Genomic DNA, 23,331 nt, shown 5'->3' with positions numbered 1-23,331 from the left:
GCCTTTTTTTCATTCGATATCAACCCAATAAATCCCAGGCAAACTTTCCAATGGTCAGACACAGCAGCAACATAAACCCGTAACGCAGCAGCTTGGTTCCGCCGCGTATTGCCAAGCGCGCGCCGACCACGCCGCCACACAAATTCGCTACCGCCAACGGTATCGCCCATGCCCACACAACATGGCCTTGCGGGATAAAAAATGTCAGCGCGGCAAGATTGGTGGTCGAATTGATGACCTTTGCCGAAGCGTTGGCCGCTAAAAAATCATAGCCGTAAAAGCGGACGAACACGAAAGCCAGCAGGCTGCCCGTTCCCGGCCCGAACACGCCGTCGTAAAACCCGATTAACGCGCCAAAAAACAAGCCCCATAAAGTTTCGCGGCGCGTCAGCTTTTCAGTGCGCACTGTCTGCCCCAAGTCTTTTTTCAAAAAAGTATACAGACACATGGCAATCATGATGACCAGCATCGCCGGTTTCATGTATTGCACGGGGAAATACACCACCGTTTTTGCGCCCAAATAGGAAGCGGCAAACGCCAACGCCGCGGCAGGCAGCAGCATTTTCCACGGCACGGGGATTCGGCGCAGATATTGCCCCGTCGCAGTCAGCGTGCCGCAGCAAGAAGCGAATTTATTGACACCCATCACCGAGGCCACAGGCGTAGCGTTCGGTAATAGATTGAACAAGCCGGGAATCTGCAACAGCCCGCCGCCGCCAACCGCCGCATCCATCAGCCCGGCGGCAAAGCCGACCAACACCAGATAATAAAAAAACGAATCTGCAAGCATAATGTCCATCTCTAAAAAGCAAAGCGATTTTGCGCGTGTTTGCCCGACCTGACAACCTACAAGGCCGTCTGAAAACAAAAAGCCGACATCCTGTTTTCAGACGGCCTTTCTTTTTAAATTCAGCCACTAATAAGATTGCAGCTTGAAAATTTTTCCATTAAAATGCCGCCCCCTGTCTTTCCCACACACAACATATTATGGAACATTCTACCCCGACCAAACACACGCCCCGCGACCAAATGGGCATCTTCGCGCATTTCATCTTCGCCAGCCGCTGGTTGCAACTGCCGATTTATCTGGGCTTGATTGTCGCCCAAGGCATTTACGCCTACAAATTCCTCAAATCCTTATGGCATTTGGTCACCAATCTCGGCATCATGGATGAAAACACCATCATGATGGCCGTGTTAAACCTGATTGACGTTGTGATGATTGCCAATCTGCTGACCATGGTCATTATCGGCGGCTACGAAACCTTCGTTTCCCGCCTCCACGTTAACGAACACCCCGACCAGCCCGAATGGCTCAGCCATGTTAACGCATCGGTTTTGAAGGTTAAGCTGTCGATGTCCATCATCAGCATTTCCTCCATCCATCTGCTGCAAACCTTCCTCAACGCCGCCAACCTGACCGAAAAACAAATCATGTGGCAGTGCATTACCCACATCTGTTTCCTGATTTCCGCCCTCGCCATGGCGTTAACGGACAAAATCGTGTACGGCACGACACATAAAGCGCATTGATTTCAAAAACAATCAAAAGGCCGTCTGAAATGTTTCAGACGGCCTTTTATTATTTGGCAATGTTTACCGGCTTATTGCTTACGCTTGTCCCACCATGCAAACAAATTGCCCAAAATCGTTCCCGATACGGAGTGCCAAACGCAGGCAACGGCGGCGGCAACGGCAGACTCGGCATTGCCGGGGAAAAATTTAGCGCTCAAACCGGTGGCAAGTCCGGCATTTTGTACGCCGACTTCAATGGCAAGGGTGCGTTTTTTAGCAGTATTCATGCCGGTTAACGCGCCGCTGTAATAGCCAAGGATGTAGCCGCCGATGTTGTGGGCGGCGATGGCAAGTATCATAACCAAGGCGGATTCGGCGAAGCGGTGACCGTGGACGGCCGCAACGCCGCCGACAATACACGCGAATGCGGCAACGGCAACAGCAGGCATAATCGCGCGCACGTCTTCAAACCAGTGTTTTTTGTGCAGCAATATATTGGCCACCGAACCAATGACAACAGGCAAAAGCGTTACAAGCAGCATAAATTTGAACATGCCCCAGCCGTCCATTTCGACGGTTTGTCCGACCAAATAAGTCATCCACAGCGGCGTCATCACAGGCGCGAGGACGGTGGAAACCGTGGTCATGCCGACTGAAAAAGCAACATCGCCTTTAGCCAAAAAACTCATGATATTGGACGAAACGCCGCCCGGGCAGGTACCGACCAAAACCAAACCCAGCGTCAATCCGGGCGAAAGGTCAAAGGCTTTGGCAATACCGATGGCGAGCAAGGGCATAATCGTGTATTGGGCGATGGCGCCGATAAAAATATCGAGCGGACGTTGTGCCAGAATTTGATAATCTTCCTTACCCAAAGTCATGCCCATGCCGAGCATGATGATGCCGAGTACGACGACTTGCGTATCGCCTTTTACCCACGAAAAAGTGGCAGGTTCGATAAAGGCGATAATGGAGGCAAGGACGATAATCAGGGCGGTGAAGCGGGTCATTTGCCGACTGACTGCGGTCAGAAAGTTCATATTTTTACTCCTTTGTATGTTTTTATCATGACAATAATTGCCATAAGTTAACGGATATTAACTTTTCTATGCAGCTCTGGCAATAACCATGTTTGATATTTCAAACATGAATGACCCGCCCTACCCTTTATGACCATAGGACTTAAGGAAAAATAGACTATTTTTCGTACTCCTTCTTCAATCTTTCATTCCGCCAACGATACCATTCTTCAGGACTCATTTTTTCCTCATCGGTCATGTTTTCCGAACAGGCAATAATAGTGAAATCAATGAAATGCCCTCCTCCGCGCACAACAGTAGCAGAAAAAACTTCTTTACTTAGATAGCATAGTGGCCACTCGCCTCGAAGTTGTCCACTACCGCATTGCGTATGATGTAGGCAAGTTGCGTCATCAATGACTGATAATTGCTTGTACGCTGTTCAATAGCATTTAAGCTGTTTTGCAGAGCATCTGTGTTGATTTTTATCTTGTTCATCAGTATATTGTCTTTAACAAAGCCGTAAAGCGTGGGTTACCAAATGGAAAGGGAGCGGTGGCACAAGCCCCCGTGTGATCCTGTTCGAATCAGGCAAAATGCTTTACAGCTTTTTCCATAACAGTTCAATCGCATTCAAACTAATTATCTGGTTTGGGTCATCAACAACAGTACCGGTATTAACCATATTGGTTAATAATTTCGCTTTTTTACCAGTAAGCGGATTTCGTGCCTCCGCTTTATAATCCATCGTAAGAATCAGCTTGCCTTTAATGATCATGCCTGAATCTCTTTGTTTACTTGGAATCAGTTTATAAAAGGCCGTCTGAAACCTTTTCAGACGGCCTTGTTTTGTCTATTCATTATCGACTTATTCGATATTTTGAACCTGTTCGCGCATTTGTTCGATTAAGACTTTCAGTTCAACCGAAGCTTGCGTGCATTCGGCGGCGATGGCTTTGCTGCCCAAGGTATTGGCCTCGCGGTTGAGCTCCTGCATCAGAAAATCCAAACGTTTGCCTACGTCGCCCTTGCCTTCGGTAACGATGCGGCGCACTTCGGCGATATGGGTGCGCAAACGGCTGAATTCCTCATCCACATCGGATTTTTGGATGAACAAAGCAAATTCTTGTTGCAAACGGTCGTTGTCGATATTGCCGACGGCTTCTGCCAAACGGGCTTTGACTTTGTCCATATGCGCCTGCAGAAGGCTGGGGAACAATTCGTTCAAAGCGTCCACAATCTCTTCCATGCCGTCCAGACGTTGCAGCAGGTGCTCGCCCAGTTTTTTGCCTTCGCGTTTGCGGGCGGCTGCAAACTCTTTCAAAGCGCTGGTCAATAAATCTTTAACGCCTTTGGCCAAAGCTTCGGCATCTTCGCCCTGACCCGCCAAAACGCCGGGAAAACGCAAAACATCGGCCACGCTCAATTTGGCAAAATCATGCTCCTTGCGCCAAGTTTTGTTCAAATGCGCCAGTTGGGCAACCAAATCCTGATTGACCTCCAAAGTCTGTCCGCCCGAGGAGGCATCCTGAAGCTGGATGCGGCATTCCAATTTACCGCGCGCCACGGCTGCGGCAATCTGCTCGCGCAACGCGCCTTCCAAATAGCGCAACTCTTCCGGCATACGGAATTGGACATCCAAATAACGATGATTGACCGCGCGGATTTCCAAATTAATCCGCTTGCCGCCGCATTCGCCTGCGGCATTGGCAAAGCCGGTCATGCTGTGGATTTGAATATTTCGTCTTGTAGCCATGGTTTTACTCCGTTTCCAAATACGAGTGAAAGTACGGATACTATAACACACCCGACCGCCGATTTTCAGACGGCCTTTGCCGCCAAATTCCTCTATAATTCAAGGCAACCTGTTTTTTATTCCCCCAAAGGACCATCATGAGCGACTACACACGCATCGGCCGCGCCGCAGACAGCCTTCGCAACATCAAAATTACCCCAAACTTCCTCCCCCACGCCGACGGTTCCTGCCTTATCGAGTGCGGCAACACCAAAGTAATTTGCACCGCCTCCATCGACGAAAATGTTCCACCGTTCCTGCGCGGCAAAGAACAAGGCTGGGTAACGGCCGAATACGGCATGCTGCCGGCTTCCACCGCCTCCCGTATGCGCCGCGAGGCCGCCGCAGGCAAACAATCCGGCCGCACACAAGAAATCCAACGCCTGATCGGCCGCTCGCTGCGCGCCGTCGTCGATATGGAAAAACTCGGCGAACGCCAAATCCTGATTGACTGCGACGTCATCCAAGCCGACGGCGGCACGCGTACCGCCTCCATTACCGGCGCCTACGTTGCCCTGCAAATCGCCGTGGACAAACTCCTTTCAGACGGCCTCATCAGCGAAAATCCCATCCGCGAAGCCGTTGCCGCCGTTTCCGCCGGCGTGGTGGGAGGCGTACCGCTTCTGGACTTGGACTATCCCGAAGACTCAGGCTGCGACAGCGACGTCAACATCATCATGACCGCATCTGGCAAAATCATCGAAATCCAAGGTACGGCCGAAGGCGCACCGTTCAGCATCGAAGAATTGGGCAAACTCATTGCCCTCGCCCATAAAGGCATTGCCGAATTGGTCCAACACCAAAAGGCCGCCCTTTTATCCCGATAATCAGCAAGGCCGTCTGAAAACTTTCAGACGGCCTTTTTTAACCCCGTCCATTTATGCGCATTTACTCAAAAAAGCGCGTCCCATCCTTGAATTTCATGTAAAAAATAGTAATAATAACCCTTTTTCCAGCAAACCAAGCTGCCCGACAAACCCCACAAGAAAGCACGAAACATGGCGTTAATCGTACATAAATACGGCGGCACATCAGTAGGCTCGCCCGAACGCATCAAAAACGTAGCCAAACGTGTCGCCAAAGCCCGCGCCGAAGGACACGACATCGTAGTCGTCGTATCCGCCATGAGCGGCGAAACCAACCGACTGGTCGCCCTGGCGCACGAAATGCAAGAACATCCCGATCCGCGCGAGCTGGACGTCGTCCTTGCCACCGGCGAACAAGTAACCATCGGCCTGCTGGCCATGGCCCTGAAAGACATCGGCATTGACGCCAAGAGCTACACCGGCTGGCAGGTTGCCCTCAAAACCGACACTTCCCACACCAAAGCCCGCATCGAAAGCATCGATGACGAAAAAATGCGTGCCGACCTCGCCGAGGGCAAAGTCGTTATCGTAGCCGGTTTCCAAGGCATCAGCAGCGAAGGCAATATCTCAACCCTCGGCCGCGGTGGCTCCGACACCTCCGCCGTTGCACTTGCCGCAGCCCTCAAAGCCGACGAATGCCAAATTTATACCGACGTAGACGGCGTTTACACCACCGACCCGCGCGTCGTACCCGAAGCACGCCGCATGGACACGATCACATTCGAAGAAATGATCGAATTGGCCAGCCTCGGCTCAAAAGTTTTACAAATCCGCTCTGTAGAATTCGCCGGAAAATACAAAGTGCGCCTGCGCGTACTCAGCAGCCTGCAAGAAGGCGGCAACGGCACCCTGATTACCTTTGAAGAGGACGACAACATGGAAAGAGCAGCCGTAACCGGTATCGCATTCGACAAAAACCAAGCCCGCATCAACGTACGCGGCGTACCCGACAAACCCGGCGTTGCCTACCAAATCCTCGGCGCAGTTGCCGATGCCAACATCGAAGTCGACATGATCATCCAAAATGTCGGCAGCGAAGGCACAACCGACTTCTCCTTCACCGTACCGCGCAGCGACTACAAGCAAACCATCGAAATCCTGCAACAACGTCAAGACAGCATCGGCGCAGCCTACATCGACGGCGACGACACCGTATGCAAAGTCTCCGCAGTCGGCTTGGGCATGCGTTCACACGTCGGCGTAGCCGCCAAAATCTTCCGCACCCTCGCAGAAGAAGGCATCAACATCCAAATGATTTCAACTTCAGAAATCAAAGTATCCGTCCTGATTGACGAAAAATACATGGAACTGGCCACCCGCGTTCTGCATAAAGCATTCGACTTGGGCAACTAATTCCAGCCAATCAAAAAGGCCGTCTGAAACTTTATTGTTTCAGACGGCCTTTTTATTCCTATCGCATCAACCAACAATATCTTAATAAAAAATCTACTTTAGTTCAAAACAGCATAGCCAACCTTATTACCCTTGTTAATTTCATTATATACATTCAAAAATTTATAACCATCCATCTTTGCCGTTTAATTCCAAAAACATACCACTTAACCTAATTTATGAAAAATAAACAAATTTGTAATAAAATAGAACAAAAGTACAAATAATTATCTACACTCATCAATAAAAACAAATTTTCCCGTTTCCCCTAACTTAAGAAGGAATCCTAATATGAACGTATTAAACAAATTCGGTATGCTGATCTTGTCCGCTTCCCTACTGGCAGCCTGCGGCGACTCCGGCAATAAAGGCAGCAGCGACAAACCGGCAGAACAAGTTGCCCAAAGCGAATCTAGCCCGGCCAACAAATACGAAAAAGCTTTGAGTGAATTCCCTGAAGCAGATCCTAAGCTGGCCGAGCCTATCGTTATTTCCGATAAAAAATCTCCAGACGGTCTTGCCGAATTGCAAAAATTCATTCACTTCACCACCGGTGAAGAAGCTCAAAAAATTACTCAGCTAGGCCTATAATTGCAAAACTTGGCTAACCAAAATAAAGAAAAAGAAGCTTTGGAGCAGATGAACAAACTGACTGCCGCACTGGAACAATTCCATCAGAGCGCAGCTGCCCTCGATATCAAAGATCCTGAAATCAAAGCAGTTCTGGATCGTGCATTACAAGTCAGTAGTGCTGCCAACAACATGATGATTTATGCCGGCAAACATGCTTCTGAGCTGACTATCAACGGCAAAGATAAAGATTCGCTCAAATTTGCCAATGATTTCCAAGAAAAATCTCAAAAATTGCAAGAAACCCTGCGTGCAGCCAATCAAGAATTACAAAAAGCAGCCGAAGCTTTAGGTAAAAAATATTCCCAATAAGCCTATTGTTTCCGATAAATAGCGGTGGTATCGGCAATATCGATACCACCTTTCCAAACCCTAAGTCAGATTGAATACAATGAACAATCTTAATCCTTCACTCCCCTGCCCACACTGCCATGCTCCGATCCAAGGCGGATTGGTTAAAGGTTTGGCCGCAGTCAAAGAATGTCCTTCCTGCCATAAAAAAGTCAAATTCAAAAAGCCGCCTGTCGGCGAATATTTCAAAGCTTTGCTGAAGCCTTTCGCTATTTTTGTAGTCGTTGTCTGCATCGTAGCGGCAATAATGATCAGCCTGTTTGGTACATTCCCCCCATATATCAGTACGGTATTAGTTATCGGCTTTCTCGTCTACTACATTATCCCGATTCAAAACAAACTTTCATCTTTTGAAAAAGACGAATAAACATATACGTTGCCCATCCAACCCGCTTTTCCGGATGGGCAATGCCTTATCCAGCCCGATAAAAAAACGATGAAACCGTCCCCATTCTCTTGCCCGCATTGTTCCAATCCGATTCGAGGTAGTGCATTCAAAGGATTGAAAAGTATTAAAGAATGTCCGACCTGCCACAAAAAAGTCCGCTATAAGCAACCGACTGCAAAAGAAATCCGCCAAGCGACATGGAAAAAGAGCGTTATTTTCCTTGCCCTGCTGACCTTATACCTTGCCTTTCTGATTGCACTATTGCGCGCAGATATTCCTTTTACGTATCTTATCCTCCCTATCATGATCTATTTGGTTGCAGTCTTCCAGCCTGCCATCATCAAGCTTTCTTCATTTGAGAAAGACGAATAGTCTGCTTTCAGACGGCCATCGCCTTTAATGACAAGGTTTGGCCGATACCGATTTTAATCCTTATCCTCTCCAAGGCTTTTATTACATGAAACGTCCAATCCCTGTTACCATCGCCGCAGTTCTCTATTTCATCCTAACTGCCCTTACTTGCTTTATCACTGTTGCTCTTGCAATTTATTCGGGCGATGTACTGATAGAGGTTGCAGCCTTGGCATTCCCTTTCCTGCCTTGGTGGCTGTCTATGCCCCTATACTTCATACTCCTTTCCTTGCCGGTATTTATTGCCGTCGGCCTGCTTTCAGGCAACCGTTCTGCCCGTTGGCTGGCTGTTGTGCTGGCGGCCGCTTCGCTGATCATGGTGTATAGCGATATGGCGAGCTATAGTTCTCAACAAATCATTATTCAATCCATACTCCACCCTGTTTTGCTGCTCCTCATCTTCAATCCGGTATCCAACCGCTATTTCGCCAATGCGGTCGCAAAAACCTAATTCTGAACCATCGGATTTTGACTTCAAAAAACTTAAGGCCGTCTGAAACCCTTGCCCTTACGCAAATCTTTTTCAGACGGCCTAAAATAGAATGGCTGGTAGCCCTTCATACAAGCAGTAATGCGTTTCCCTTAGCAGCTTTAAATACCAAACTGTAAGCAAACAAACCCATGAAATCCGTTTTTCCTATTTTCTTTATCCTGCTCAACTTATTCTTTATCCTTTATTTACCACGCAAACTATCCATATGGGTCCGGTTTGCGCTTTACCTGTCTATCGGTGGGCTGTTTTATTTATGGATATCCAACAAATCTGCCCTGACCTCCCTATTTGCACACACCCTGTCATTGCAGCCATTCGACGTATTTCATGAGACAATCGGTTTTTCATTATTGGTTACTATCTTCCTCAATCTGTTTGACTTGCTTGCCGTACCTTCGATTGTCCGTTTCCCCAACTTAATCCTCAAAAATCCCCAACACCACCATCAGTCTGTTCAATGGTATCTTGCCAATACTTCCCTTTTCGAACGCTTTTTCCACTATTTCTACGCTTTCTGCTGTTGCCTCATATTTTATGGCATATGGCGCGAAGCCTTCCGATAATCAATCTAAAAAATAAAGGGACATCATCAAAATGTCCCTTTGTTTATATTCAGACGGCCTTGAATATCTTCAATCCTCAATCCTTTCCTTCTCTCAAAAAATGCTCAATCTCAAATCCGCTCTGACGATAAGCTCGGAAACGGTCTCTGGCTTCGGCCAAATCTTCTAAGCTGTTGCCCACAATTTCAAGGATACGGTTTGGAATCGCCGGGGCTTGGCTCCAGAAATCGGCAGACAGGTTTAAAACCGTGCAATCCTGCGGAATATTCGGTAATGCGTTTCCAAACGCAAGCAATACCGGCGTTTCAGACGGCATGGGGTCGGTAGGCAGCCAGACTTCATGCGGAATAAAGCTTTCGGGAATCTGCTGCCACAAATCAATGTCGAGTTGCTGCACTGCCGCGGCAGAATCCGACCACACCAAAATCTGCCCGCCATCGCGTATGGCGCGCGCAATCAGGCGGCAGGCAAAGGCAGCCGGTCGGGCTACGTGTGTATAAAAAGTGGCTTTAGGCATGGCGTATTCTTTCGTTTAGGCAATGGATTGGCCGTTTTCAGACGGCCTTTTTGGTTTTCAACAATCTCAAGGCATTGCCCAACACCAGCAGCGAGCTGAAACTCATGCCGAGCGCGGCGATCCATGGGGTCACGTAACCAAACACGGCCAGAGGAACGGCAACCAGATTGTATGCGCTCGCCCAAGTCAGGTTTTGGCGGATGATTTGATGGGTGCGGCGTGCCTGTTCCATCATCACGGGCAAAACGTTCAAATCGTCATTGAGCAAAACCACATCGGCACCGTCTCGCGCCACATCGGCACTCGTGGCCACGGCGGCCGACACGTCGGCTTGGGCGAGGACGGGGGCGTCGTTGATACCGTCGCCGATCATCATGACTTTACGCCCTTGTTTTTGCAGATTTTCCACATAAGCCAGCTTGTCTTCCGGCGTGGCTTCGGCACAATAGGCATCCAAACCCAGCTCTTGCGCGACTTGGGCGACGGCAGCCTGACGGTCGCCGCTTAAAAGGTGCAGACGGATGCCGTGTTGCTTCAGGTTTTGCAGCATTTCAGCGGCGCTGTCTTTGATTTGGTCTTCCAGTAAAAAGGCCGTCTGAAAACCGCTTTGATTGCCCAAGAAAATAATGCCGCCTGTGTGGTCGATATAGGTAAAGGCTTCGGGCAGATTCCCGGCAATTTCCGCAACAAACGCCGCTTTGCCCAAAGCCCACACTTGGGTTTCGCCATACAATTCGATTTGCGCGCTGACGCCGTGTCCGATACGGTTGACCCGTTGCTGCACTTTCACATCAAGCGCGGATACAGGGCCGTCTGAAAGCGTATGGTTTAAAATGGCACGGGCGATGGGGTGTTCGGATTGCTGCTCCAATGCTTGGGCAATAGCAAGGGCTTGGGCTTCGTTCAGACGGCCTGCGGACAACATCCGGCTGACGGAAAGCTGCCCTTTGGTCAGCGTACCGGTTTTGTCGAACACGACATCGTCAATTTGGGCAAGGGTTTCCAGGCTTTGTTTGCCGCTGATGAGAATGCCGTCTTTGGCCAGTGCACCGGTCGAAGCGGCCAGCGCGGTCGGAGTGGCAAGCGACAAGGCGCACGGGCAGGTAATGACCAGCAGGGCAACGGTAATCCATAAGGCAGTGTGCGCGTCGGCATACCAAGCCCAGCCGATAAAAACGGGAATAGCAAGCAAAAGTTCGCCAAACACAAAACTGGACGCGTATTTTTCTGCCAACTCGGCGGCACGCGGTTTTTGCGCCAGCGCGCGGTCGAGCAGTTTGACGATATGGGACAGGCGCGTGTTGCCGCCGGTATGGTCGGTGCGGATGATTAAAGGGCTGCTGGTGTTAAGCGTGCCGGCGGTTACTTTTTCAGACGGCCTTTTCACGATGGGTAGGCTTTCCCCGGTCAACATGGCTTCGTTAACTTCGCTCTCGCCGGACAAAACCGTACCGTCCACCGGAATGACTTCGCCGGGCTTCACAACAATCGTATCGCCGATATTGAGGCGGACGACTGCGGCTTCCTCGATGGCTTCGCTTTCAGGATAAGCAGGCAAACGGTGGCAGAATGCCGGAACCAGTTTGACCAACCGCTCCGCCGCATCGCCTGCTTTGCGTCGGGCAATCTGTTCCATAAAACGCCCGCCCAACAGGAAAAACAGCAGCATGGCGATGGATTCAAAATACATGCCCTGCCCTGCATTGGTGGCCAGACTGTAAATACCGGCGATAAAGGTCATTACAATGGCAATGGCAATCGGCGTATCCATGCCGACACGGCGGTTTTTCCAGTCGCGCCATGCGCCGCGGTAAAACGGCAACGCGCTGTAAAACACAACGGGCAACACCATCAAAAAGCCGCCCCAATGCAGAATTTCCAAATAAAGCGGCTCAATGTCGCCACCGTAAAAATAAGTCGGCAGGGCAAACATCATCGTCTGCATCATACCCAGACCGGCCACGGCCAATCTGACAATAAACTGCTTGCGCTCTTTCTGCGCCTGCGCTTCGATTTTTTGCGCATCATAAGGCGCGGCGGTATAACCGGTTTGGCGGATTTTCAGCAAAATATCCGACAATTCGATGTGGGCGCTGTCCCACACCACGCGGCAGCGGTGTGTGCTGTAATTCAAATCCACACGCACCACGCCCTTCATGCGCAGCAACTGCTGCTCAATCAGCCACACACACGCGGCGCAGGTAATGCCGCCCAGCATCAATACCGCCTCGCGTTCATCCCCAACGCCTACCTCGACAAAGTCCGCCTGCACTTCGGGCAAATCGTACAGCTTTAATTGCGACAACACTTCCGGCGGCGGCAATTCGGATTTTTCCGCGTCGGCGGTACGCTGTTTGTAATAATTGCCCAAACCGGCATCAATAATACTCTGCGCCACCGCTTGGCAGCCTGCACAGCAGGTTTCATGTTCTTCGTCTTCAAAACGAACCGTCAGATGCAGATGCTCGGGGACTTCAAGCCCGCAATGGAAACAGTTTTTTTGGGGATGTGTGGGAGATGTCATCATGTGTTCGATTTATTTTTCAGACGGCCTGAAACAACCGTCCCAGGGTGTTACATTTTAGCAAAAAGCGTTTTTCCGCCTCTTTTCATTCAATTTTGAATTAACAGGCTGTCGGATTTTGTAAAAAATATGGAAAACAAAGCATTGACCGTTTATCAAACGATGAACGGTAACATATAAATACCGTTTATCTTTAAAAACTTCCGATTATTTTAATGTAAAAATGGAACTTTTTTAAAAATCCCGATACATTCTTTGTTGACCTCAATCCATTTAAGCAGCATACTTTAGGTATTCCGCGAAGACGGAAATCAAAAAACACACATTTACTTATAAAACTAACTTATTGGGAAACCTCACCATGATTGATCGCCTTATGCCTATTTTTGCCGTTATCGGCATTTTGTCCAGCACCGTATACCTGAGCCTCGCCGCTTGGATGCTTTACGAAAGCGTGTTCAAAAAGAAAAGCCCTCTGTCGGCATAATCCTCAGATTTAGAATTTTACGGTAAGGCCGTCTGAAGATTCAGACGGCCTTGTTTCATTTAAACATCAAGTATTCGGCTGTACGGCCAATTCAATCATCGCTTCACGCAAACCGTCCAAGCCCAAACTTTCGGCAACGGAAACATTCACGCCGACCGCCTGTCCGGAATTGTCGCGCAAAATGCCTGCTTCACGCATACCCGACGGCAGCAAATCGATTTTGTTGTACACCACCAATTGCGGAATTTCATGCGCGCCGATTTCTTCCAAGACCTCGTTGACATCGTCCATTTGCCGTTCAAAATCGGGATTGGACGCATCAACGACGTGCAGCAGCACATCCGCCATCGCTGTCTCTTCCAAAGTAGCGGAAAACGCCGACACCAGCTTGTGCGGCAAATCGCGGACGAAGCCGACGGTATCGGTCAAAATCACGCTCGCCTCGTGCGACAGGAAAAGCCGGCGCGCAGTGGTATCCAAAGTGGCGAACAACTGGTCTTTCGCCAATACGTCCGCTTTAGTCAAACGGTTGAACAGGCTGGATTTTCCGGCATTGGTATAGCCGACGATGGCAAAGGTTTTCAGACGGCCGCTCATGCGCGATTTGCGGCGCGTGGCACGTTGTTTGCGGACATCGGCAAGCTGTTTTTTCAATGCCGTGATTTTTTGCCCGATTAAACGGCGGTCGGTTTCCAACTGGGTTTCGCCCGGCCCTTTCAAGCCGATGCCGCCCTTCTGACTTTGCAAATGTCCATAACCGCGTACCAGCCGTCCGCTCAAATGGTTCAGCTGAGCCAGCTCCACCTGCAACTTACCTTCCTGCGATTGGGCGCGTTTGGCAAAAATCGCCAAAATCAAACCCACTCTGTCAAGGACACGGCATTGAAGCTCTTTTTCCAGATTACGCTCTTGTGTCGGCGTGAGTTCGTGGTTGAACACGACCAACCCGACATCATGCTGCTTGACCGCTGCCGCCAATTCTTCCGCCTTGCCCGTACCGACAAATAAAGCCGGATGCGGTTTGTCGCGACGCGAAGTTTCGATAGAAACCAAATCGCCGCCGGCCGCGCCCACCAATTCTGCCGCTTCGGTCAAGGCCGTCTGAAAGCCGCGCTCACGCGTTTCGTTTGCGCCGGAATAGTCCGCCGTCAACATCACGCCGACCAAGAGGACGCGTTCGGGCTTTTCCAAAGATTTATCGACGGAAAACAGATTGCGCTTGCTCAAAAAAATTCCTTTCAGACGGCCTGACGGCTGGGTCAAAATCCTGATTAACGGTTTTTCAAAATATCGGCAAAATATTCGGTTACTTCCGCCAAACGTCCGCCCTGCGCTGCATAAGGCTGCATGACGGCCACCAGCTGCTCCAACACTTCGCGCGTTTCAGTTTGCGCGTGTTCGCGGTAGAGCCACATATTTTGCATGGTCACCGTGGTCAATGCCTCGCGTACATTAAGCAGGAGCAAGTGTCGGCAAGACTCGTAGCCTTGGCGAAAATCGCCGGCCGCATAGGCGGTAACCGACAATTCATAGTCGATGTCCAACTGATAAACATTGCTTTGGACAAAAAGAATATCATCTTTAGGGAAAGGAATGCGTTTCGCCATCAGGCCGATCGCATGGGAAATGCGGTATTTCCCTTCCTGGCGCAGCATGGTTTGCGCAAGGTAGAGACACTCGGCACGGCGCGGGTTGTAATCGTAGCCTGCCAACCAAGTCGCCAAGGCTTCATCGCGTTTGCCCATTAATTTGTAGCACTCGCCCAGCTGTTGGTAAGAAACCGTCACTTCCTCGATCCAACCGCCCAACTCGATGCGTTTTTTAAACCATTCGCTCGCACGCTCGGGCATATCAGAGTCCCAATAAGAACGTGCCGCATAAAAGGCGTAACGCGGTTTCAGGTCTTCATCTTCAGGGCTGTAAAACGCTTTTTCCAAAGAAACGGCGTCAAGCAGGTATTTGTTCGCCATATTGCTGCGTGCGCCGAAACGGCCGCTGAGGACCGTATAGTCGCCATGAAGCGTGGCTTCACTGGTATCTTGTTTGTCGGTTTCGATAAATTCGTGCAACACGCCGCGCCAGTAGAATGTTCCGTCATTGCGCAACAACAGCGGACGGTAATAAACCACGCTGCCCATGGCATTTCTCATGCGGAGGCGGTAACGGTCGGCTGTCAGCTCGGGCAATTCCAATTTACCTTCAAAGCGGTCGTCCGCATCAAAAATCAACACGTAATCGGTTTTGCCTTTTGCGTGTTTCAACGCCTGATTGCGGTTGTACGCAAAATTTTGCCAACCATCATGATGAATCTCGCCCGCGATGCCCTTTGCATCGAAAAAGCGGCGGATCACGCCGGCGGTATCATCGGTCGAGCCGGTGTCGCTGATGACATAGTAGTCAAGTTTAATGTGGTCGGTGATGTTGGCCAGTGTTTCTTCGATGATTGCCGCTTCGTTTTTGACAATCATATTCAAGCAGATGGTTTGGGACATTTTCAATAGCCGCATTGGTTTGGAAAGGTATTATTTTACTTTAGCATTTTGTTTTTTGCACACAAAATACTCAGGCCGTCTGAAGATTGCCTTTCAGACGGCCTGAAGTTTATTTTGCCTTATCTTTTTTCCTGACGGCGTATCAGATACACCGCCAACAGTGCAAACAAAACCGTCGGCAATGCACCCGCCAAAAATGGCGGTACGCCGTACAACTGGCTGGTAAAGCCGAAGAGCCGTCCGGCAAAGTGGAACAGCAAACCGAGGCAGATACCGCCGAAGAGTTTCAAGCCCATATTGCCGTGGCGCGTGGTTTGCGGCGTAAAGGCGAAGGCAACAAGCGCCATCACCCATGCGGCAACGGGATACACCAGCTTGCGCCACCATGCGATGGCATAGACTTGGGTATTTTGGTTGTTTTTTTCCAGATGGTCGATGTAGGTGGTCAATTCACCGACAGACATTTGGTCGGGCTTGACGAGCAATACGTCCATCAGGTTGCGTTTGACGGAAATCGGCCAGTTTTCTTCGGCGGCGGTGGAAACCTCGACTTTATCTTCGCCCAATATGCTGCGGCGGATGTTTTTCAGCTGCCAGCTGCCGTCGGGATTCAAAACGGCGGATTCGGCTTCTGCCGCTTGGGTCAGTTCATTTTTATCATTGCGCTCCCAAATTTTGATGCCCAAAAGCGTATGGTCGGGCAACATTTCGCGCACGTTGATAATGCTGTTTTTTTCTTTCAGCCAAAGGCCGGTATTGCCGGTGCTGATTTTGCCGTTGATGGCGGCGGCTTTGATGTTTTCGGCTTTTTGACTCAGCGTGGGTGCAACCCATTCGCCAAGCGCGACGGTGGCAATGGCGAAAATCAAACCGAACTGCGACAGAATCAACAGCAGCTTTTTGGTGCTCATGCCGCTGGCTTTGATGACGGTCAGCTCGCTGCCGGAAGCCAGTTGGCTGAGGGAAATCAGGCCGCCGATCAAAACGGCGAGCGGCATCAGTTCATAGGCGCGCGCAGGCATCTGCATTAAAACATACTGCCCCAATTTTGCGCCGTTATAGCTGCCTTTTCCAAGATCGCCGACTTCGTTGATGATTTCAAAAAAGCTGTACAAAGCGAGGAAGGCAAGGAGGGCGTAAACTGCCATAACCGCCATTTGACGGATGATGTAACGTGAAATCAGGTTCATTTTCCGCCTTTCAATGTCAGACTTTTGGCAACCGCCTGCCAGAAGGGTTGGCTGGGCATACTGCGCACGCGCAGCAGGACGACGGCAATCACAAACATGATGATGTGCATAGGCAGCAGTCCGAGCCAGAAATGGATTTTGCCGTCTTCCACGGCATTGCGCAGGAAGGTCAGCCCGTTTTGGTAAACCAAAAACAAACCGATGGCAATCAGGATATTGTAGGTATGGCCGCTGCGCGGATTGAAATAGGAAAGCGGCACGGCAAGCAGGCACAACAGCAAAACGCTGACGGTCAAGGAAATACGCCACATCAATTCCGCCTGGTGTTGGGGATTGCTGCTGCCAATCAGTTGGGCGGTCGGAATGGTACGGCGGTGTGAAACAGGGTCGATGAGTTTGGGCGTGGTGCTGATAATCAGGCTGAGGTGTTGGAAAGAAACGCGGTTGTAATCGGCTTTGCCGGGCGTACCGCTGTAACGGTAGCCGTCGCGCAATTCAAGCGTGCGTTTATTGTCGGTCAGCGAAAAATTGCCCTCTTTGGCAAAAACGATGTTGTCGTTACCGTTTTTGTCCTGCTCGCGCAGAAACAGGTTTTTCATGATGCCGGATTCAGTATCGAAGGTTTCGACAAAATAAACCCTGCCGTTGCGCTTGCCCAAGTTATTGAACTCACCGGCTTCCACCAAAGACAATTCCTGCTTCTGCTTCAAAATTTCGGCATATTCGCGGCTGCGCAACTCTGCCCACGGCATCACCCAAAGCTGCATGACGGCAATCAAAATGGCAAACGGCACGGCAAACTGCATGACCGGGCGTATCCATTGTTTCAATGCCAAGCCGCAAGAAAGCCAAACCGACATCTCGCTGTCGCGCCAGTAGCGGGTCAATACAGTCAACGTACTGATAAATGCGGTCAACACCAGCAAAAGCGGAGTCATGCCGATTACCCAGAAGCCGACCAAGGCCAACACGGCATCGATGGCGACACGCCCGTCGGCTGCGCGGCCAAGCAGGTTGATGGCCTGCGTGGACACCAATACCGCCAAGAGGACGACAAAGATGCCGACGGCGGTAAAGGAAAGTTCTTTAATAAAGTTTCTTTGGTAAATCATAAGATTGAGCGTGGTATACGGTTTATGGGAAACCTATATTTATTAATAAGGCTTCAGACGGCATGACACAAATGGAGTACAATGATTTTCATCTGTTCGGACGGTTGGTCAACAGGCCGTCTGAACAACCGACAACCGTTCCAATCAGGAGAATAAACGTGAAATTTAGCACAAAAGCCGAAACTTTGCAGGCTCAACAGGCAGGTGCGCAATTATTTGTCTGCGCCGAAGCATCGCAACTGAGCAACCCGACTGCCCTCGCCCTCTTCGCTTCCCTTGAAGAAAGTCAAAATTTCGCCGACACCAAAATCCCGACGGACAACGGTTTGCAGGCAGTCGCCGTCGTCCGCCTCGAAAAAACCGACCGCGCCGCATTGAACAAAGCCGCCGCCGAAGCCGCCAAATGGGCGCAAAACCAAGAAACGGTCAATGTGGACGTTCATGCCTTTGAAGAAGCGCAAGCGGCAGCCGTTGCCGAAGCCTTCGCCATCGCTTTCGGCAACGCCGCCTACCGTTTCGACCGCTACAAAAAAGAAGCCAAGCCCGCCAAATTTACAGAAGCCGTGTTCCACAGCGCACACGAAGCCGCCGTCAAAGAAGCCCTGCGCGTTGCCGAAGCGCAAGTTTACGGACAAAGCCTCTGCCGTGACTTGGGTAATGCCGCACCGAACGAGTGCACGCCCGAATTTTTAGCGCGTACCGCCAAAGCCGAAGCCGAAAAACTGGGCGCACACGCCAAAATCATTGAAAAAGACTACATCAAAGAAAACATGGGTTCGTTCTGGTCGGTCGCCAAAGGCAGCGTCGAAGACCCATATTTGGTCGAACTGAGCTATTTCGGTGCGGCCGACAAAGAAGCCGCACCTGTGGTATTGGTCGGCAAAGGCATTACCTTCGACACCGGCGGCATCTCCCTCAAACCCGGTCTGAACATGGACGAAATGAAGTTTGACATGTGCGGCGCGGCAACCGTCATCAGTACTTTCTGCGCCGCCGTCAAACTGCAACTGCCGATCAACCTGATTGCCGTTGTCGCCACCTGCGAAAACATGCCTTCCGGCGCAGCCAACAAACCGGGCGACGTCGTGAAAAGCATGAAAGGCTTGACTATCGAGGTATTGAACACCGATGCCGAAGGCCGTCTGATTTTGTGCGACGCGCTCACTTACGCTGAACAATTCAAACCTAAAGCCGTTATCGACGTTGCCACTCTGACCGGCGCGTGCATTATCGCCTTGGGTCATGACGTCAGCGGCGTGATGGGCAACAACCAGGATTTGGTCGACAGCCTGCTGGCCGCTTCCCGCAACGTGGACGACAAAGCATGGCAACTGCCACTCTTTGAAACCTACAAAGACCAACTCAAATCCAACTTTGCCGACATTCCCAACATCGGCACGCCCGGTGCAGGCACGATTACCGCCGCCACCTTCCTGTCTTACTTCACCGAAGATTACCCGTGGGCGCACCTCGACATCGCAGGTACCGCATGGAAATCCGGCGGTGAAAAAGGCGCGACCGGCCGCCCTGTTCCATTATTGCTGAACTATCTGCGCAATGTGAAATAAATCTTGAGGGAAGCCTGGGGGGTTAATCGTTTCAACCCCGCAGGCCGTCTGAAAACGGAATCCGCATATCTGACTCAACCTGACAAACGGAGAACCGCTATGAAACCACTATTTGCCGCATTATCTGTCGCCCTTCTGCTCGGCACATCTCTAAACGCCCAAGCCGCCGAACAAACCACCTCCACCGACCGCAGCATCCAAGTGTACAAAAAAGCCGACTTGGCAGAATGGAACCGCGAAAACGCAGCCGGAGGCCAAGGCCCCTTGCTCGGCAGCTTTGCCTTCACGCGCCATCAAACCGCCGACCAAGACGCATTCAAAGAAATCGGCTGGCTCACATTGCCGCCGGGCGCTTCCATCGGTCAGCACAAACATACCGGCAATGAAGACGTTTACATCATCGTATCCGGCAAAGGCCTGTTTACCGACAGCGAAGGTAAACAGACCGAAGTCGGCGCAGGAGACATTACCATCGCCCGCCCCGGCCAGTCCCACGCACTCAAAAATATCGGCAAAAAGCCGTTGGTATTCTTGGATTTGATCGCCGAAACCGCAGGTGCTAAAGCCGCCGAAACCAAGTAATGCTTTCAATGAAAGCAAACTATCTGCCGTGACTTTCTGCCTTACCCAAACCAGGCAGCAGAAAGATTGTTCCGTTTTCATTTAAACCTGCATACAAGCCAAAGGCCGTCTGAAAACCACGCTTCGTTTTCAGACGGCCTTTTTTCTCAAAAATCTTATCATATTAATAATGAAATGTTATATAATAACAGCCTTTCGAAATATGATGAGAAACTAAAATGACACAAACCACACTCAAACCCATTGTTTTATCTATTCTTTTAATCAGCACCCCATCCTCTCCCAAGCGCATGAAACCGAGCAGTCGGTTGACTTAGAAGCAGTTACCGTCGTCGGTAAAAGCCGTCCGCGCGCCACTTCGGGGCTGCTGCACGCTTCGACCGCCTCCGACAAAATCATCTCCGGCGATACTTTGCGGCAAAAAGCCGTCAACTTGGGCGATGCTTTGGACGGCGTACCGGGCATTCATGCCTCGCAATACGGCGGCGGCGCGTCCGCGCCTGTGATACGCGGTCAAACAGGCAGACGGATTAAAGTGTTGAACCATCACGGCGAAACGGGCGACATGGCGGACTTCTCGCCAGACCATGCCCTGATGGTGGACAGCGCCTTGTCGCAACAGGTCGAAATCCTGCGCGGCCCGGTTACGCTCTTGTACAGCTCAGGCAATGTGGCGGGTTTGGTGGATGTTGCCGATGGCAAAATCCCCGAAAAAATGCCTGAAAACGGCGTATCGGGCGAAGCCGGATTGCGTTTGAGCAGCGGCAATTTGGAAAAACTGACATCTGCAGGCATCAATATCGGTTTAGGCAAAAACTTCGTGCTGCATACCGAAGGCTTGTACCGTAAATCGGGCGATTACGCCGTACCGAGCTATCAAAAAGAAGAAGGCCGTCTGAAACGACTGCCCGACAGCTATGCCGATTCCAAAACAGGCAGCATCGGCCTGTCTTGGGTAGGCGAAAAAGGCTTTATCGGCGTGGCGTATAGCGACCGCCGCGACCAATACGGCCTGCCTGCCCACAGCCACGAATATGATGATTGCCACGCCGACATCATCTGGCAGAAGAGTTTGATTAACAAACACTATTTGCAGCTTTATCCGCACCTGCTGACCGAAGAAGACATCGATTACGATAATCCAGGTTTGAGCTGCGGCTTCCACGACGACGATAATGCACACGCCCATGCCCACAACGGCAAACCGTGGATAGACCTGCGCAACAAACGCTACGAACTCCGCGCCGAATGGAAGCAACCATTCCCCGGTTTTGAAGCCCTGCGCGTACACCTGAACCGCAACGACTACCACCACGACGAAAAAGCAGGCGATGCAGTAGAAAACTTCTTCAACAACAAAACACACAACGCCCGTATCGAGTTGCGCCACCAACCCATAGGCCGTCTGAAAGGCAGCTGGGGCGTGCAATATTTGGGACAAAAATCCAGCGCGCTTTCCGCCATTCCCGAAACCGTCCAACAACCAATGTTGATTGACAACAATGTGCGCCATTACAGCTTTTTCGGTGTAGAACAGGCAAACTGGGACAACTTCACGCTTGAAGGCGGCGTACGCGTGGAAAAACAAAAAGCCTCCATTCAGTACGACAAAGCATTGATTGATCGGGAAAACTACTACAACCAGCCCCTGCCCGACCTCGGTGCGCACCGCCAAACCGCCCGCTCGTTCGCACTTTCGGGCAACTGGTATTTCACGCCACACCACAAACTCAGCCTGACCGCCTCGCATCAGGAACGCCTGCCGTCAACGCAAGAACTGTACGCGCACGGCAAACACGTCGCCACCAACACCTTTGAAGTCGGCAACAAACACCTCAACAAAGAGCGTTCCAACAACATCGAACTCGCGCTGGGCTACGAAGGCGACCGCTGGCAATACAATCTGGCACTCTACCGCAACCGCTTCGGCAACTACATCTACGCCCAAACCTTAAACGACGGACGCGGCCCCAAATCCATCGAAGACGACAGCGAAATGAAGCTCGTGCGCTACAACCAATCCGGTGCCGACTTCTACGGCGCGGAAGGCGAAATCTACTTCAAACCGACACCGCGCTACCGCATCGGCGTTTCCGGCGACTATGTACGAGGCCGTCTGAAAAACCTGCCATCCCTGCCCGGCAGGGAAGATGCCTACGGCAACCGTCCTTTCATCGCGCAGGACGACCAAAACGCGCCTCGTGTTCCGGCTGCGCGTCTCGGCTTCCACCTGAAAGCCTCGTTGACCGACCGTATCGATGCCAATTTGGACTACTACCGCGTGTTCGCCCAAAACAAACTCGCCCGCTACGAAACGCGCACGCCCGGACACCATATGCTCAACCTCGGCGCAAACTACCGCCGCAATACGCGCTATAGCGAGTGGAATTGGTACGTCAAAGCCGACAACCTGCTCAACCAATCCGTTTACGCCCACAGCAGCTTCCTCTCTGATACGCCGCAAATGGGCCGCAGCTTTACCGGCGGCGTGAACGTGAAGTTTTAAAACTAGATAGGCAAACAAAAAAGGTTTTCAGACGGCTATCTGAAAACCTTTTTCTTGTTTTAACCAATCATTTAAAACTGACTATTAATCTTTCAATACATCTTGCACAGCCGCTTGAATTTTAGCCGCCGCTGCTTCGATTTGCTGCTGTTCGGTAGATTGGCTTGCCACTGTTTCAGCCGGAGCAGCTTGTGAAACTGGCGCGGCTTGTGGAGCTGCAGCTTTAGGCTCAGATTCAGTTTGCGGCGCAGTCAGCGGCAAACGCGCCAATACAGTGCTGACGCCGGTTACTTTATCGCCAATCGCCACTTGCGCCTGCGCATCGACAGGCAGATACATATCCACGCGCGAACCAAAGCGGATAAAGCCATAGCGTTCACCACGGGACAGTTTCGCACCGGCTTGGGTGTAGCACAAAATACGGCGTGCCACCAAACCGGCCACTTGAACAAAAGTAATTTCACGACCTGAAGCCGTAGTCGCCAACACCGCGTTACGTTCGTTTTCCGTGCTGGCTTTGTCCAAATCCGCATTCACGAATTTGCCTTTGTTATAAACCACTTTCGTTACCGTACAATCGGCAGGCGATTTTTGCGAATGCACGTTGAACACGTTCATAAAAATACTGATTTTCAAAGCATCGACATCACGATACGGATCGCGTGCGCGCTCGACCACCACGATACGGCCGTCAACCGGACTCAACACCGCTTCAGGATTTTGCGGAATCTCACGCGCAGGGTCGCGGAAAAACTGCAGAGCAAATACGGTAAACACCCAAAACGGCAAAGACCACCAGCCGCAGCACATCGACACCAACAGGCTCAAAGCCAAACCGCCGCCGATAATCGGCCAGCCCTCGCGGGCGATTATCGGGTGGGGATACAAACGGTTCATTACTTATCCTTCATTTAATAATTTCAAAATTGC

The 23,331-nt window shown here is 50.9% G+C and carries 23 protein-coding genes and 1 pseudogene; 13 read left to right on the top strand and 11 right to left on the bottom strand.

The annotated features are described in order from the left end of the window. Positions 1-19 precede the first annotated feature (19 nt). Positions 20-790, bottom strand: a complete 771-nt coding sequence (locus ACTHUG_RS08120; RefSeq protein WP_254322192.1) for a sulfite exporter TauE/SafE family protein — start codon at positions 788-790, stop codon at positions 20-22. 197 nt (positions 791-987) lie between these two features. Here ACTHUG_RS08120 and ACTHUG_RS08115 point away from each other — a divergent pair, with 197 nt between their 5' ends. Continuing rightward, positions 988-1,533, top strand: a complete 546-nt coding sequence (locus ACTHUG_RS08115) for a TIGR00645 family protein (RefSeq protein ID WP_440385577.1) — start codon at positions 988-990, stop codon at positions 1,531-1,533. A 71-nt stretch (positions 1,534-1,604) separates the two neighbouring features. On the opposite strand, the gene ACTHUG_RS08110 is transcribed toward ACTHUG_RS08115, so the two are convergent. The 3 genes from ACTHUG_RS08110 to ACTHUG_RS08100 form a co-directional block, all read right to left on the bottom strand. Beyond that, positions 1,605-2,555, bottom strand: a complete 951-nt coding sequence (locus ACTHUG_RS08110) for a bile acid:sodium symporter family protein (protein WP_440385576.1) — start codon at positions 2,553-2,555, stop codon at positions 1,605-1,607. Positions 2,556-3,135: 580 nt separating this feature from the next. After that, positions 3,136-3,312, bottom strand: a complete 177-nt coding sequence (locus ACTHUG_RS08105) for a hypothetical protein (RefSeq protein ID WP_440385575.1) — start codon at positions 3,310-3,312, stop codon at positions 3,136-3,138. A gap of 90 nt (positions 3,313-3,402) precedes the next feature. Then, entirely contained in the window at positions 3,403-4,290 is an 888-nt protein-coding gene (locus ACTHUG_RS08100; protein ID WP_440385574.1) for a YicC/YloC family endoribonuclease, read from the bottom strand. A gap of 137 nt (positions 4,291-4,427) precedes the next feature. Here ACTHUG_RS08100 and rph point away from each other — a divergent pair, with 137 nt between their 5' ends. From rph to ACTHUG_RS08060, 8 genes are all read left to right on the top strand, one after another. Continuing rightward, complete coding sequence (gene rph, locus ACTHUG_RS08095; RefSeq protein ID WP_440385573.1) at positions 4,428-5,156, top strand: ribonuclease PH; 729 nt, start codon at positions 4,428-4,430, stop codon at positions 5,154-5,156. A gap of 171 nt (positions 5,157-5,327) precedes the next feature. Then, positions 5,328-6,548, top strand: coding sequence for an aspartate kinase (locus ACTHUG_RS08090; RefSeq protein ID WP_440385572.1), 1,221 nt, complete (start codon positions 5,328-5,330; stop codon positions 6,546-6,548). A gap of 330 nt (positions 6,549-6,878) precedes the next feature. Continuing rightward, complete coding sequence (locus tag ACTHUG_RS08085; protein WP_440385571.1) at positions 6,879-7,178, top strand: hypothetical protein; 300 nt, start codon at positions 6,879-6,881, stop codon at positions 7,176-7,178. A gap of 48 nt (positions 7,179-7,226) precedes the next feature. Further along, positions 7,227-7,529 (top strand): hypothetical protein, encoded by a 303-nt coding sequence (locus ACTHUG_RS08080; RefSeq protein WP_440385570.1) that lies wholly within the window; start codon positions 7,227-7,229, stop codon positions 7,527-7,529. A gap of 79 nt (positions 7,530-7,608) precedes the next feature. Then, positions 7,609-7,935, top strand: a complete 327-nt coding sequence (locus tag ACTHUG_RS08075) for a purine permease (protein WP_231288058.1) — start codon at positions 7,609-7,611, stop codon at positions 7,933-7,935. 69 nt (positions 7,936-8,004) lie between these two features. Then, the gene (locus tag ACTHUG_RS08070) at positions 8,005-8,328 is read left to right on the top strand and encodes a dimethyl sulfoxide reductase (RefSeq protein WP_107696962.1); all 324 of its coding nucleotides are present in this window, start codon (positions 8,005-8,007) and stop codon (positions 8,326-8,328) included. Positions 8,329-8,413: 85 nt separating this feature from the next. Then, entirely contained in the window at positions 8,414-8,818 is a 405-nt protein-coding gene (locus ACTHUG_RS08065) for a hypothetical protein (protein WP_440385569.1), read from the top strand. Positions 8,819-8,988: 170 nt separating this feature from the next. Continuing rightward, a complete protein-coding gene (locus ACTHUG_RS08060) occupies positions 8,989-9,423 on the top strand; it encodes a hypothetical protein (RefSeq protein WP_440385568.1) in 435 nt (144 codons plus the stop codon). 76 nt (positions 9,424-9,499) lie between these two features. On the opposite strand, the gene ACTHUG_RS08055 is transcribed toward ACTHUG_RS08060, so the two are convergent. After that, complete coding sequence (locus tag ACTHUG_RS08055) at positions 9,500-9,940, bottom strand: DNA polymerase III subunit chi (RefSeq protein WP_440385567.1); 441 nt, start codon at positions 9,938-9,940, stop codon at positions 9,500-9,502. Positions 9,941-9,977: 37 nt separating this feature from the next. Then, positions 9,978-12,464 (bottom strand): heavy metal translocating P-type ATPase, encoded by a 2,487-nt coding sequence (locus tag ACTHUG_RS08050; protein ID WP_440385849.1) that lies wholly within the window; start codon positions 12,462-12,464, stop codon positions 9,978-9,980. 361 nt (positions 12,465-12,825) lie between these two features. On the opposite strand from ACTHUG_RS08050, the gene ACTHUG_RS08045 reads away from it, so the two are divergent. Continuing rightward, positions 12,826-12,951, top strand: coding sequence for a hypothetical protein (locus ACTHUG_RS08045; protein WP_003678791.1), 126 nt, complete (start codon positions 12,826-12,828; stop codon positions 12,949-12,951). Positions 12,952-13,017: 66 nt separating this feature from the next. Here the strand turns inward: ACTHUG_RS08045 and hflX are convergent, their stop codons facing one another. The 4 genes from hflX to lptF all read right to left on the bottom strand — a co-directional run bounded on the left by hflX (position 13,018) and on the right by lptF (position 17,745). Beyond that, complete coding sequence (gene hflX / locus ACTHUG_RS08040) at positions 13,018-14,178, bottom strand: GTPase HflX (RefSeq protein WP_440385566.1); 1,161 nt, start codon at positions 14,176-14,178, stop codon at positions 13,018-13,020. A 44-nt stretch (positions 14,179-14,222) separates the two neighbouring features. Next, positions 14,223-15,443, bottom strand: coding sequence for a glycosyltransferase (locus tag ACTHUG_RS08035; protein ID WP_440385565.1), 1,221 nt, complete (start codon positions 15,441-15,443; stop codon positions 14,223-14,225). 119 nt (positions 15,444-15,562) lie between these two features. Then, entirely contained in the window at positions 15,563-16,633 is a 1,071-nt protein-coding gene (lptG, locus tag ACTHUG_RS08030; RefSeq protein WP_070591333.1) for an LPS export ABC transporter permease LptG, read from the bottom strand. Next, complete coding sequence (gene lptF / locus ACTHUG_RS08025; RefSeq protein ID WP_003686055.1) at positions 16,630-17,745, bottom strand: LPS export ABC transporter permease LptF; 1,116 nt, start codon at positions 17,743-17,745, stop codon at positions 16,630-16,632. Before lptF ends, lptG begins: the two co-directional genes overlap by 4 nt. 158 nt (positions 17,746-17,903) lie before the next feature. Here lptF and ACTHUG_RS08020 point away from each other — a divergent pair, with 158 nt between their 5' ends. From ACTHUG_RS08020 to znuD, 3 genes and pseudogenes are all read left to right on the top strand, one after another. Continuing rightward, on the top strand, positions 17,904-19,313 hold the full coding sequence (locus tag ACTHUG_RS08020; protein ID WP_440385564.1) for a leucyl aminopeptidase: 1,410 nt from the start codon (positions 17,904-17,906) through the stop codon (positions 19,311-19,313). Between the two features lie 99 nt (positions 19,314-19,412). Next, entirely contained in the window at positions 19,413-19,895 is a 483-nt protein-coding gene (locus ACTHUG_RS08015) for a cupin domain-containing protein (protein WP_070713367.1), read from the top strand. A gap of 218 nt (positions 19,896-20,113) precedes the next feature. Beyond that, a pseudogene (gene znuD, locus ACTHUG_RS08010) lies at positions 20,114-22,401 on the top strand (TonB-dependent zinc receptor ZnuD). Between the two features lie 84 nt (positions 22,402-22,485). Here the strand turns inward: znuD and ACTHUG_RS08005 are convergent. Beyond that, positions 22,486-23,298, bottom strand: coding sequence for a phosphatidylserine decarboxylase (locus ACTHUG_RS08005; protein WP_311398427.1), 813 nt, complete (start codon positions 23,296-23,298; stop codon positions 22,486-22,488). Positions 23,299-23,331: the final 33 nt, after the last annotated feature.

Origin of the sequence: Neisseria sp. P0022.S009 (genome assembly GCF_051956675.1) — a bacterium.
Classification (GTDB): domain Bacteria; phylum Pseudomonadota; class Gammaproteobacteria; order Burkholderiales; family Neisseriaceae; genus Neisseria.
Note: the sequence above shows the minus strand (reverse complement) of the source record. Positions and strands in the feature narration are given on the sequence as shown.

Bases quoted from the DNA above. Each gene is read 5' to 3' on its own strand.
- ACTHUG_RS08070 (WP_107696962.1), top strand. From the start codon at position 8,005: ATGAAACCGTCCCCATTCTCTTGCCCGCATTGTTCCAATCCGATTCGA.
- lptG (WP_070591333.1), bottom strand. From the start codon at position 16,633: ATGAACCTGATTTCACGTTACATCATCCGTCAAATGGCGGTTATGGCA.
- ACTHUG_RS08105 (WP_440385575.1), bottom strand. From the start codon at position 3,312: ATGATCATTAAAGGCAAGCTGATTCTTACGATGGATTATAAAGCGGAG.
- ACTHUG_RS08085 (WP_440385571.1), top strand. From the start codon at position 6,879: ATGAACGTATTAAACAAATTCGGTATGCTGATCTTGTCCGCTTCCCTA.
- ACTHUG_RS08005 (WP_311398427.1), bottom strand. From the start codon at position 23,298: ATGAACCGTTTGTATCCCCACCCGATAATCGCCCGCGAGGGCTGGCCG.
- ACTHUG_RS08080 (WP_440385570.1), top strand. From the start codon at position 7,227: ATGAACAAACTGACTGCCGCACTGGAACAATTCCATCAGAGCGCAGCT.
- ACTHUG_RS08110 (WP_440385576.1), bottom strand. From the start codon at position 2,555: ATGAACTTTCTGACCGCAGTCAGTCGGCAAATGACCCGCTTCACCGCC.
- ACTHUG_RS08115 (WP_440385577.1), top strand. From the start codon at position 988: ATGGAACATTCTACCCCGACCAAACACACGCCCCGCGACCAAATGGGC.
- ACTHUG_RS08045 (WP_003678791.1), top strand. From the start codon at position 12,826: ATGATTGATCGCCTTATGCCTATTTTTGCCGTTATCGGCATTTTGTCC.
- ACTHUG_RS08100 (WP_440385574.1), bottom strand. From the start codon at position 4,290: ATGGCTACAAGACGAAATATTCAAATCCACAGCATGACCGGCTTTGCC.
- ACTHUG_RS08065 (WP_440385569.1), top strand. From the start codon at position 8,414: ATGAAACGTCCAATCCCTGTTACCATCGCCGCAGTTCTCTATTTCATC.
- rph (WP_440385573.1), top strand. From the start codon at position 4,428: ATGAGCGACTACACACGCATCGGCCGCGCCGCAGACAGCCTTCGCAAC.
- ACTHUG_RS08075 (WP_231288058.1), top strand. From the start codon at position 7,609: ATGAACAATCTTAATCCTTCACTCCCCTGCCCACACTGCCATGCTCCG.
- ACTHUG_RS08050 (WP_440385849.1), bottom strand. From the start codon at position 12,464: ATGACATCTCCCACACATCCCCAAAAAAACTGTTTCCATTGCGGGCTT.
- ACTHUG_RS08055 (WP_440385567.1), bottom strand. From the start codon at position 9,940: ATGCCTAAAGCCACTTTTTATACACACGTAGCCCGACCGGCTGCCTTT.
- ACTHUG_RS08090 (WP_440385572.1), top strand. From the start codon at position 5,328: ATGGCGTTAATCGTACATAAATACGGCGGCACATCAGTAGGCTCGCCC.
- ACTHUG_RS08015 (WP_070713367.1), top strand. From the start codon at position 19,413: ATGAAACCACTATTTGCCGCATTATCTGTCGCCCTTCTGCTCGGCACA.
- lptF (WP_003686055.1), bottom strand. From the start codon at position 17,745: ATGATTTACCAAAGAAACTTTATTAAAGAACTTTCCTTTACCGCCGTC.
- ACTHUG_RS08035 (WP_440385565.1), bottom strand. From the start codon at position 15,443: ATGTCCCAAACCATCTGCTTGAATATGATTGTCAAAAACGAAGCGGCA.
- ACTHUG_RS08060 (WP_440385568.1), top strand. From the start codon at position 8,989: ATGAAATCCGTTTTTCCTATTTTCTTTATCCTGCTCAACTTATTCTTT.
- ACTHUG_RS08120 (WP_254322192.1), bottom strand. From the start codon at position 790: ATGCTTGCAGATTCGTTTTTTTATTATCTGGTGTTGGTCGGCTTTGCC.